The organism is Enterobacter wuhouensis (assembly GCF_004331265.1).
Taxonomy (GTDB): domain Bacteria; phylum Pseudomonadota; class Gammaproteobacteria; order Enterobacterales; family Enterobacteriaceae; genus Enterobacter; species Enterobacter wuhouensis.
The window spans coordinates 101879-113350 of record NZ_SJOO01000013.1; the positions used below are offsets into that span (position 1 = coordinate 101879).

10 protein-coding genes and 1 riboswitch are annotated in these 11472 nt (G+C 56.3%); of the genes, 8 read left to right on the forward strand and 2 right to left on the reverse strand.

The genetic code is table 11. The features are described from left to right. Positions 1-48: 48 nt before the first annotated feature. From argC to oxyR, 4 genes are all read left to right on the forward strand, one after another. Positions 49-1053 carry an N-acetyl-gamma-glutamyl-phosphate reductase gene (gene argC / locus E0L20_RS21035; protein WP_131635649.1) on the forward strand — a complete coding sequence of 335 codons (1005 nt, stop codon included), beginning with the start codon at positions 49-51 and terminating at the stop codon, positions 1051-1053. Between the two features lie 6 nt (positions 1054-1059). Next, positions 1060-1836, forward strand: coding sequence for an acetylglutamate kinase (gene argB / locus E0L20_RS21040; RefSeq protein ID WP_131635650.1), 777 nt, complete (start codon positions 1060-1062; stop codon positions 1834-1836). A 77-nt stretch (positions 1837-1913) separates the two neighbouring features. Next, positions 1914-3287 carry an argininosuccinate lyase gene (gene argH / locus E0L20_RS21045; protein WP_131635651.1) on the forward strand — a complete coding sequence of 458 codons (1374 nt, stop codon included), beginning with the start codon at positions 1914-1916 and terminating at the stop codon, positions 3285-3287. Positions 3288-3623: 336 nt separating this feature from the next. Beyond that, positions 3624-4541: a DNA-binding transcriptional regulator OxyR gene (oxyR, locus tag E0L20_RS21050; RefSeq protein WP_131635652.1), complete on the forward strand. Its 918-nt coding sequence runs from the start codon at positions 3624-3626 to the stop codon at positions 4539-4541. On the opposite strand, the gene sthA is transcribed toward oxyR, so the two are convergent. Continuing rightward, positions 4524-5924 (reverse strand): Si-specific NAD(P)(+) transhydrogenase, encoded by a 1401-nt coding sequence (sthA, locus tag E0L20_RS21055; RefSeq protein ID WP_131635653.1) that lies wholly within the window; start codon positions 5922-5924, stop codon positions 4524-4526. The genes oxyR and sthA overlap by 18 nt on opposite strands. A gap of 196 nt (positions 5925-6120) precedes the next feature. Here sthA and fabR point away from each other — a divergent pair, with 196 nt between their 5' ends. Both fabR and E0L20_RS21065 read left to right on the forward strand, forming a co-directional pair. After that, positions 6121-6759 (forward strand): HTH-type transcriptional repressor FabR, encoded by a 639-nt coding sequence (fabR, locus tag E0L20_RS21060; protein ID WP_125915679.1) that lies wholly within the window; start codon positions 6121-6123, stop codon positions 6757-6759. Positions 6760-6768: 9 nt separating this feature from the next. Next, entirely contained in the window at positions 6769-7128 is a 360-nt protein-coding gene (locus tag E0L20_RS21065) for a YijD family membrane protein (RefSeq protein WP_131635654.1), read from the forward strand. Positions 7129-7208: 80 nt separating this feature from the next. Here the strand turns inward: E0L20_RS21065 and trmA are convergent, their stop codons facing one another. Next, positions 7209-8309: a tRNA (uridine(54)-C5)-methyltransferase TrmA gene (trmA, locus tag E0L20_RS21070; protein ID WP_131635655.1), complete on the reverse strand. Its 1101-nt coding sequence runs from the start codon at positions 8307-8309 to the stop codon at positions 7209-7211. A gap of 104 nt (positions 8310-8413) precedes the next feature. Beyond that, positions 8414-8588, forward strand: a riboswitch (cobalamin riboswitch). Positions 8589-8654: 66 nt separating this feature from the next. On the opposite strand from trmA, the gene btuB reads away from it, so the two are divergent. Further along, complete coding sequence (gene btuB / locus E0L20_RS21075; protein WP_131635656.1) at positions 8655-10508, forward strand: TonB-dependent vitamin B12 receptor BtuB; 1854 nt, start codon at positions 8655-8657, stop codon at positions 10506-10508. Next, a complete protein-coding gene (gene murI / locus E0L20_RS21080) occupies positions 10453-11304 on the forward strand; it encodes a glutamate racemase (protein WP_131635657.1) in 852 nt (283 codons plus the stop codon). The genes btuB and murI overlap by 56 nt, the downstream gene beginning before the upstream one ends. Positions 11305-11472 lie beyond the last annotated feature (168 nt).

Below are 11472 nucleotides of genomic sequence, written 5' to 3' on the forward strand. Positions count from 1 at the left end.
CAATAAATGTGAATAAAAATACATTAACGTTGAGCATAAAGGAACCCGATGTTGAATACGCTGATTGTAGGCGCTAGCGGTTATGCGGGCGCAGAGCTTGTAAGCTACGTGAATCGCCATCCACATATGACCATAACCGCTTTGACCGTGTCAGCGCAAAGCAATGATGCAGGAAAGTTAATTTCCGATTTGCATCCGCAGCTTAAGGGTATTGTTGACCTGCCGCTGCAGCCGATGTCCGACATCAGCGAGTTTACCGACGGCGTCGACGTGGTGTTTTTAGCCACCGCGCACGAGGTCAGCCACGACCTGGCGCCGCAGTTTTTAGCCGCTGGCTGCGTGGTGTTCGACCTCTCCGGCGCGTTCCGCGTTAACGACGGCGCGTTCTACGAAAAATATTACGGTTTCACCCATCAGCACCCGGATCTGCTTGAAAAAGCGGTGTACGGCCTGGCGGAGTGGAGCGCAGACAAGCTGAAAGAAGCGAACCTGATTGCCGTACCGGGCTGCTACCCGACGGCGGCGCAGCTTTCCCTGAAGCCGCTGATCGACGCGGGCCTGCTGGATCTGAGCCAGTGGCCGGTGATCAACGCCACCAGCGGCGTGAGCGGAGCCGGGCGCAAGGCCGCTATCTCCAACAGCTTCTGCGAAGTGAGCCTTCAGCCGTATGGCGTGTTTAATCACCGTCATCACCCTGAAATCACCACCCATCTTGGCGCGGACGTTATTTTCACCCCGCACCTGGGCAGCTTCCCGCGCGGGATCCTCGAAACCATTACCTGCCGCCTGAAGCCGGACGTGACCAAAGAACAGATTGGTGAGGTCTTCACGCAGGCGTATGCGGATAAACCGCTGGTGCGCCTGTACGACAAAGGCGTGCCGGCGCTGAAAAACGTGGTCGGCCTGCCGTTCTGCGACATCGGCTTTGCCGTGCAGGGCGAGCATCTCATCGTGGTCGCCGCAGAAGATAACTTACTCAAAGGCGCTGCCGCACAGGCAATGCAGTGCGCAAATATTCGTTTCGGCTTCCCGGAAACGCAGGCTCTTATTTAAGGTGTGATGATGAACCCATTAATTATCAAACTCGGTGGTGTACTGCTGGACAGCGAAGAAGCGCTGGAGCGTCTGTTTACCGCGCTGGTGAACTATCGCGAATCACACCAGCGTCCGCTGGTGATTGTGCACGGCGGCGGCTGCGTGGTGGACGAGCTGATGAAAGGGCTCAACCTGCCGGTGGTAAAGAAAAACGGCCTGCGCGTGACGCCAGCTGACCAGATTGACATCATTACCGGCGCGCTGGCGGGTACGGCGAACAAAACGCTGCTGGCGTGGGCGAAGAAACACCATATCGCGTCCGTTGGCCTCTATCTGGGCGATGGCGACAGCGTAAAAGTGACCCAGCTCGACGAACAACTCGGCCACGTTGGACTGGCGCAGCCGGGTTCGCCTAAGCTGATTAACACGCTGCTGGAAGGTGGTTTCCTGCCGGTGGTGAGCTCCATCGGCGTGACCGAAGAGGGCGAGCTGATGAACGTCAACGCTGACCAGGCGGCGACCGCGCTGGCGGCAACGCTGGGTGCGGATCTGATCCTGCTCTCCGACGTGAGCGGCATTCTGGACGGCAAAGGCCAGCGCATTGCGGAAATGACCGCCGAGAAAGCCGAGCAGCTGATTGACCAGGGCATTATCACCGACGGTATGATTGTTAAAGTGAACGCCGCGCTGGACGCCGCGCGCACGCTGGGCCGCCCGGTGGATATCGCCTCCTGGCGTCACGCGGAGCAGCTCCCGGCGCTGTTTAACGGCACGCCGATTGGCACGCGTATTTTAGCGTAATCGATTTAATGTTTTGTAGGCCCGGTAAGCGCAGCGCCACCGGACAATGAAATTCAAAGATATTAAGGAAGCATGTTATGGCACTTTGGGGTGGGCGTTTTACACAGGCAGCGGATCAGCGGTTCAAACAGTTCAACGACTCTTTGCGCTTCGACTACCGCCTGGCCGAACAGGATATCGTCGGCTCTGTGGCCTGGTCCAAAGCGCTGGTGACGGTGGGCGTGCTGACCGCAGACGAACAGCAGCAGCTGGAAGAGGCGCTGAACAACCTGCTTGAAGAGGTACGTCTGGATCCGCAGCAAATCCTGCAAAGCGATGCTGAAGATATTCACAGCTGGGTGGAAGGCAAGCTTATCGACAAAGTCGGCCAGCTGGGTAAAAAGCTACACACCGGCCGCAGCCGTAACGACCAGGTCGCCACCGATCTGAAGCTGTGGTGTAAAGAGACCGTTGGCGAACTGCTGGCGGCCAACCGTCAGCTGCAGAGCGCGCTGGTGGAAACCGCGCAGAACAACCAGGACGCGGTGATGCCGGGTTATACCCACCTGCAGCGCGCGCAGCCGGTGACCTTTGCCCACTGGTGTCTGGCCTACGTTGAGATGCTGGCGCGCGATGAAAGCCGCCTGCAGGATACCCTGAAGCGTCTGGACGTCAGCCCGCTGGGCAGCGGCGCGCTGGCCGGTACGGCGTATGAAATCGATCGTGAGCAGCTGGCAGGCTGGCTGGGCTTTGCCTCCGCCACCCGCAACAGCCTGGACAGCGTGTCTGACCGCGACCACGTGCTGGAGCTGCTCTCGAATGCGTCTATCGGTATGGTGCACCTGTCGCGCTTTGCCGAAGACCTGATCTTCTTTAACTCCGGCGAAGCGGGCTTCGTGGAGTTGTCTGACCGCGTGACCTCAGGCTCCTCCCTGATGCCGCAGAAGAAAAACCCGGACGCGCTGGAGCTGATTCGCGGCAAATGTGGCCGCGTGCAGGGTGCGCTGACCGGCATGATGATGACCCTGAAAGGGCTGCCGCTGGCGTACAACAAAGACATGCAGGAAGACAAAGAAGGGCTGTTCGACGCGCTCGACACCTGGCTGGACTGTCTGCATATGGGCGCGCTGGTGCTGGATGGCATTCAGGTGAAACGCCCGCGCTGCCAGGAAGCGGCGCAGCAGGGCTATGCTAACTCTACCGAGCTGGCGGACTACCTGGTGGCGAAAGGCGTACCGTTCCGAGAGGCGCACCATATTGTGGGTGAAGCGGTGGTGGAAGCGATTCGTCAGGGTAAACCGCTGGAAGATCTGACGCTTGCTGACTTGCAGAAGTTCAGCGCGGTTATCGGGGATGATGTGTATCCGATCCTGGCGCTGCAGTCTTGCCTGGACAAGCGTGCGGCGAAAGGCGGCGTGTCGCCGAAGCAGGTGGCGCAGGCGATTGCGGATGCGAAAAACCGGTTGGTTTGATCTGGTTTGAACAGTGCGGGCTGGTGCCCTCACCCCGGCCCTCTCCCACGGGGAGAGGGAGCAAACACTAAAAATGGCAACTTCGGTTGCCATTTTGCTTTTACCTCGGGCTTTTTTACGCAAAAAAAAAGCGGACCACGGGGTCCGCAAAAGTTCACGTTGGCTTTAGTTGTTCGAGTTTTGAGAGAAACTCGCTGACGGTGCGGGGTCGTTTTGGGTCAAACACGTGCCGCCTCGTCTATGTGGCGTATTATTCAACAGAATGCTTGATAGGGATAATCGTTCGTTGCTATGCTATCTATCGCCATGAACTATCGTGGCGACGGAGGATGAATAATGAATATTCGTGATCTTGAATACCTGGTAGCGTTAGCTGAGCATCGCCACTTTCGCCGCGCGGCAGATTCCTGCCACGTCAGCCAGCCCACGCTGAGCGGCCAGATCCGCAAGCTGGAAGATGAGCTGGGCGTGATGCTGCTGGAGCGCACCAGTCGTAAGGTACTGTTCACCCAGGCCGGTTTGCTGCTGGTGGATCAGGCGCGCACCGTGCTGCGCGAGGTCAAAGTGCTCAAGGAAATGGCAAGCCAGCAGGGGGAGGCGATGTCCGGCCCGCTGCATATTGGCCTGATCCCAACCGTTGGCCCGTACCTGCTGCCGCAGATCATTCCCATGCTGCACCAGACGTTCCCGAAACTCGAAATGTACCTGCATGAAGCGCAAACCCATCAGCTGCTGGCGCAGTTGGATAGCGGCAAGCTCGACTGTGCGATTCTGGCGCTGGTCAAAGAGAGTGAAGCCTTTATCGAAGTGCCGCTGTTCGACGAGCCGATGATGCTGGCGATCTATGAAGATCACCCGTGGGCGAACCGCGATCGCGTGCCGATGGCCGATCTGGCGGGTGAAAAGCTGCTGATGCTGGAAGATGGCCACTGCCTGCGCGATCAGGCGATGGGCTTCTGCTTTGAAGCGGGGGCCGATGAGGATACCCATTTCCGCGCAACCAGCCTCGAAACGCTGCGTAATATGGTCGCGGCGGGAAGCGGTATTACGCTGCTGCCTGCGCTGGCGGTGCCGCACGAGCGTAAGCGTGATGGCGTGGTCTATCTGCCGTGCATCAAACCCGAACCGCGTCGCACGATCGGGCTGGTCTATCGTCCGGGGTCACCGCTGCGCAGCCGCTATGAGCAGCTGGCAGAGGCCATCCGTGGTTCGATGGATGGCCATTTTGACAGTGCGTTAAAACAGGCGGTTTAAGCCGTTCAGCGCAGCTACCCGATAGGCTTCCGCCATCGTCGGGTAGTTAAAGGTGGTGTTAACGAAGTACTCGATGGTGTTACCACCGCCTTTCTGCTCCATTATTGCCTGGCCGATATGAATGATTTCCGCCGCGCGTTCACCGAAGCAGTGAATGCCGAGGATTTCCTTCGTCTCGCGATGGAACAGGATCTTCAGCGTACCCACGCTCATCCCCACGATTTGCGCCCGCGCCAGATGCTTAAACTGGGCGCGACCTACCTCGTAAGGCACCTTCATCGCCGTCAGCTGCTGCTCGGTTTTACCCACTGAACTGATTTCAGGGATGGTGTAGATACCCGTCGGAATATCTTCGATCAGGTGCGCCGTCGCTTCGCCTTTTACCAGCGCCTGTGCGGCAATGCGTCCCTGGTCGTAAGCGGCAGAGGCCAGGCTTGGGTAGCCAATCACGTCGCCAACCGCGTAAACGTGCGGTAGGGCGGTCTGATACATGCTGTTGACCTTCAGCTGACCGCGGCTGTCGGTCTCAAGGCCGATGTTTTCCAGCTTCAGTGAATCGGTATTGCCGGTACGGCCGTTGGCGTACAGCAGGCAGTCGGCCTTTAGCTTTTTGCCAGACTTCAGGTGCATGATCACCCCGTCGTCGCAGCCTTCAATTTTCTCGTACTCTTCGTTGTGACGAATCACCACGCCGCTGTTCCAGAAGTGGTAGGAGAGCGAATCTGACATCTCCTGATCGAGGAACGCCAGCAGGCGGTCGCGGGTGTTGATCAGGTCAACTTTGACCTCCATTCCGCGGAAGATCGACGCATATTCACAGCCAATTACGCCCGCGCCGTAGATAATCACGTGGCGCGGTTCATGATGCAGGCTGAGGATCGAGTCGCTGTCGTACACGCGCGGGTGCGAGAAATCGACGTCGGCCGGATGGTAAGGGCGTGAACCGCAGGCGATAACGAATTTTTCGGCGGTGAGCGTTTCAATCGAACCGTCGTGGCACTCGAGCGCCAGCGTGTGTTCATCCACAAAATGCGCGTTGCCCTGCAGGATCTCGCAGTGGTTACGCTCATAGAACCCCTGGCGCATGCGCGTCTGCTGGTTAATGACGGTATCCGCGTGATTGAGGATGTCGGCAAAGGAGGAACGAAGAAGTCGGGAGTGGTCGCTGTAGAGAGGGTTCTGGTTAAATTCGATAATGCGGCTAACGGCGTGGCGGAGGGCTTTTGAAGGGATGGTGCCCCAGTGGGTGCAACCGCCGCCAACGTTATGATAGCGCTCGATGACCGCTACTCTGGCTCCCTGTTTCACCAGCCCCATAGCAGCACCTTCGCCGCCGGGGCCGGAACCAATAACTATTGCGTCGTAATCGTAGGAATGTGACATGGCAAGGCTTACCTGTTCTTATACATAAAAGCAACAGAATCATAACATCATTGCAGAAGTAACCCAATTATCGTTGTGCTTTTTTCCGGCAGTGGAGCACAAACCGCACGTAAACATTCATTCACAAAGCCAGGTAAACAGATTAATTTTATTCTCTGGTATAGTGCCAGCAGGCCTTTGGAAGGATTCAACTATCGTGATGGGCGTAAGAGCACAACAAAAAGAGAAAACCCGGCGTTCGCTGGTGGAAGCGGCATTCAGTCAACTGAGTGCTGAGCGAAGTTTTGCCAGTCTGAGCCTGCGCGAAGTCGCACGCGAGGCCGGGATTGCGCCAACGTCCTTCTATCGTCATTTCCGCGATGTGGATGAACTGGGTCTGACCATGGTCGACGAGAGCGGCCTGATGCTGCGCCAGCTGATGCGTCAGGCGCGTCAGCGTATCGCAAAAGGGGGTAGCGTGATCCGCACCTCCGTGTCGACTTTTATGGAATTTATCGGCAATAACCCCAACGCGTTTCGCCTGCTGCTGCGCGAGCGTTCGGGAACGTCAGCCGCATTTCGTGCCGCCGTCGCGCGTGAAATTCAGCACTTTATCGCGGAACTTGCCGACTATCTGGAAATCGAAAACCATATGCCGCGTGCCTTCACGGAAGCACAGGCCGAAGCGATGGTCACTATTGTCTTCAGTGCCGGTGCGGAAGCGCTGGATGTGAGCATTGAACAACGCAAGCAGCTCGAAGAGCGGCTGGTATTGCAGCTGCGCATGATTTCGAAAGGCGCGTACTACTGGTATCGCCGTGAACAAGAAAAGTTAGCACATCAAACCGATGAGTGAAGGTGAGTAATGAAACAGTCAGGTCAGGATAAAGGAACGTTGTTGCTGGCATTGATCGCTGGCTTATCCATTAACGGCACGTTTGCGGCTGTGTTCAGCTCTATCGTCCCGTTCTCGATTTTCCCGATTATCGCGCTGGTGCTGACGGTGTACTGTTTGCATCAACGCTACCTGAACCGCACCATGCCGGTCGGGCTACCGGGGCTGGCTGCCGCCTGCTTTATTCTGGGCGTGCTGCTGTTTAGCACCGTGGTACGCGCGGAGTATCCGGATATCGGCTCTAACTTCCTGCCCGCCGTGCTGTCGGTAGCGCTGGTGTTCTGGATTGGTTCGCGCATGCGTAGCCGTAAGAGCCAGTTACCAGAGTAAAGGTTTTTCCATTGTAGGCCGGATAAGCGAAGCGCCATCCGGCTTTTTTTGGCAGGTGACGCTTCGTTTCAAGACCCCCATTACTTCGCCGTGAGCAGTACGCCGCACTCCATATGGTGCGTATACGGGAACTGATCGAACAGCGCCAGGCGTTCAACATCGTGCGTCTGGCCTAATGTTTCGAGGTTCTTGCACAGCGTCTCCGGGTTACAGGAGATGTACAAAATGCGCGGGTACGCCTGCACCATCTTCTCGGTTTCGCTGTCCAGGCCACTGCGCGGCGGATCCACAAAAATCGTCTCGCACTGGTAGCTCTTCAAATCAATGCCCTGCAGGCGGTTAAACTCACGAACGCCGTTCATCGCCTGGGTAAACTCTTCTGCGGCCATACGAACGATCTGCACGTTGTCGATATGGTTGGCAGCAATGTTGTACTGCGCCGCAGCCACCGACGGCTTGGCGATTTCCGTTGCCAGGACGCGATCGAAGTTACGCGCCAGCGCCAGCGAGAAGTTGCCGTTACCGCAGTACAGCTCAAGCAGATCGCCCGTTGCCCCTTCCGTCGCCTTCAGCGCCCACTCCAGCATCTGCACGTTCATCGCGGCGTTCGGCTGGGTGAAGCTGTTCTCGACCTGACGATACACCATCTCTTTACCCGCCACCGGCAGACGTTCGTCGATGTAATCCTGGTCCAGCATAATCTTGGTTTTAGTCGCGCGGCCAATCAGGTGCACGTTGATGTTCTGCGCCCGCAGCGCATCGCGCAGGGCTTCTGCGTGCTCGCGCCACTCGTCGTTTAATGCTTTGTGGTACAGCAGCGAGACGATAGCCTGATTGCTTTGGGTGGTCAGATAGTCAATCTGGAACAGCTTGTGGCGCAGCACCGGGTTGTTGCGCACGCCGTCCATTATCAGCGTCATCAGCTGGTTAATCAGCTCACTCGCCGCCGGGAAGCTGTCCACGCGAATACGGGACTTCGTCTGCTGATCGAAAATGATGTGGTACAGGTCGTCACCGTCGTGCCAGATGCGGAACTCGGCGCGCATGCGGTAGTGGCTGACAGGGGAGCGGAACACCTCGGGAACGGGCGCGTTGAACGGCGTCATCATACTTTGCAGGCGGACGACTTTCTCTGCCAGCTGCGCGTCGTACTGTTCTGTCGGGAGGTGTTCTGGGGTCATGATGCGTCCTGAGTGATAAAGAATTACGCGGGGATTGTAGGCATTGTTCAGGGGATGTCCAGACTTAATGGCCAATAGCTATCTGGACATCTATACGTGTCTAATTGTAGCATTCTGTTTCCGGTCTCCTGAGAGTGAAAAGGGAATCCAGTGTAAATCTGGAGCTGACGCGCAGCGGTAAAGACTGGCGGGATGAGAGTTATAGACACTGTGAAAACGGGAAGTCTTCATCCATAAACGCCACCTAGCCCGAAGACCTGCCGGGATCACGTCGCATTTGGTTTCATCATCGCGTGCTATGGATGAGGCCTGCGGCATCCTTCTTATATTGTGGATGCTTTAACAATGATTAAAAAAGTATCGCTGCTGACGGCGCTGTCCGTCACGGCATTTTCGGGCTGGGCGCAGGATAGCTCAGACTCGTTGGTGGTGACGGCAAATCGTTTTGAACAACCGGCAAAAACTGTTCTGGCACCGACGTCCGTTGTGACGCGTGAAGATATTGAACGCTGGCAGGCAAAGAGCGTAGTGGAAATCATGTCTCGTTTGCCTGGCGTGGATATCGCCCAAAGCGGTGGCCTGGGTTCGACCTCTTCTACGTTTATTCGCGGAACGGAATCTCGCCATGTGCTGGTGCTGATTGACGGCATTCCTTTGAATAACGCCGGGATCAGCAACGTTCCCGATCTGAGCCAAATTCCAACGTCGCTGATTCAGCGCATTGAGTACATCCGGGGTCCGCGTTCGGCCCTGTATGGCTCCGACGCAATTGGCGGCGTGATTAACATCATCACCGGGCGCGATAAGCCGGGTGCAGAAATTTCAGCGAGCGTCGGCTCTAAGGGCTATCAGACCTATGATGGCGCTTTCCAGCAGGTGCTGGATAAAACCAAAATCACGATGGCGGGTAACTATACCTATACCCGTGGTTTTGATATCGCTGCAAAGGATGCGCCCCGCCAGCCGGATCGTGACGGCTTTATGAGTAAGTCACTGTACGGCTCCGTGGAGCAGCAGTTTACCGATAGCGTAAGCGGCTTCTTCCGTGGCTTCGGCTATGACAACCGCTCTGCGTATGACGGTTACGATCACTATAACGCCAGCTTTATGATCGATGGACGACCGGATACTCGCCAGCTCTACAGCCAGAACTGGGATACCGGTCTGCGTTACAACCAGGGGATTTATCAGTCTCAGCTGGTGGCGGGTTACGGTCGCAGTAAAGACCAGAACTACGATCCGAAAAAAGGCCGCTACGCTGACTCCGCCACCATGGATGACGTGAAGCAGTACACCACTCAGTGGCTGAATACGGTTGAAGTGGGGCACGGTAATATCGGTGCGGGTCTGGACTGGCAAAAGCAGAAGACGCAGGCAGGAACGGGCTACCTGGATAAAGGTTACGAACAGCACAATACCGGCGTGTTCGTATCGGCGATGCAGCAGTTCAGCAGCGTGACGCTGGAAGCGGCGGCGCGTAATGACGATAACTCTAACTTTGGCAATCACGCCACCTGGCAGACCAGCGCCGCGTGGGAGTTCATTGAGGGGTATCGCATCATCGGTTCTTACGGCACAGCGTATAAAGCACCGACCATGAGCCAGATCCACAGTAAGGATTACGGTAACCCGGATCTTAAGCCAGAAGAGAGTAAGCAATGGGAAGGCGGGTTTGAAGGCCTGACGGGGCCGGTAAACTGGCGTGTGACGGGCTATCGTAATGATATCGATAACCTCATTAATAGCGACCCGCGGACTTACCGTTATTACAACGTTGATGAAGCCCGTATCAAAGGGATCGAGGCGACGGCCCAGTTCGACACTGGCCCGGTAGGGCATCAGATTTCTTACGACTACGTCGACCCGCGTAATGCGAAAACTAACGAAGTCCTGGCACGCCGTTCTAAGCAGCAGGTTAAGTATCAGCTCGACTGGCAGGTGTGGGATCTCGACTGGAACCTGGCGTACCGTTATCTGGGCACCCGCTATGACGTTGCCGTTGATCCGAATACCTACGCAACAGAACGCGTGAAAATGGGCGGGGTAAGCCTGTGGGATGCTGCGGTTTCATATCCTGTCACCTCTCACCTTACAGTTCGTGGTAAAATAGCCAACCTGTTCGATAAAGATTACGAGACAGTTTATGGCTATCAAACTGCAGGACGGGAATACACCTTGTCTGGCAGCTACACCTTCTGATCCGCGTCCCACCGTGCTGGTGTTTGATTCCGGCGTCGGTGGGCTTTCGGTCTATGATGAGATTCGGCATCTCCTGCCGGATCTCCATTACATCTACGCCTTCGATAACGTCGCATTTCCTTACGGGGAAAAGAGTGAAGACTTTATCGTTGAGCGTGTACTTGAAATCGTCACTGCGGTACAACAGCGCTACCCACTGGCGTTAGCGGTCATTGCCTGCAACACGGCAAGCACGGTTTCCCTTCCTGCCCTGCGCGAAAAATTCCCGTTCCCGGTTGTGGGCGTTGTCCCTGCAATAAAGCCAGCCGCGCGCCTGACGGCAAATGGCATTGTCGGCCTGCTCGCAACGCGCGGCACGGTAAAGCGTCCTTATACGCGCGAACTTATCGATCGCTTTGCTAATGAATGCCAGATCGCAATGCTGGGGTCGGCTGAGCTGGTGGAGATGGCAGAAGCCAAGCTGCATGGCGAGGCGGTATCGCTTGACGAACTGCGCCGCATTCTTCGCCCTTGGCTGCGTATGCCGGAGCCACCGGATACCGTCGTATTGGGCTGTACCCACTTCCCGCTATTACAGGAAGAGCTTTTAGAGGTGCTGCCTGAGGGGACGCGTTTGGTAGATTCTGGCGCTGCTATCGCACGACGCACGGCCTGGCTGCTGGAACATGAAGCCCCTGATGCAAAATCGTCTGACGCGAATATCGCTTTTTGCATGGCAATAACAAAAGAAACTGAGCAACTTTTACCCGTTTTACGCCGGTATGGCTTTGAAACGCTCGAAAAACTGGCGCTGTAGCCCGATTTTGAGCAAAAAAGAGACGGTTAAACGTTTTTTTTAAAAGAGGGGTTGTCAACGTCTGAGAACTCCCTATAATGCGCCTCCACTGACACGGAACAACGGCTTACAGGCCGCCGGGTTAGCGGGGTTCAGCGATGAACGCCAGCAGAGAAAAGTGAAAATAAT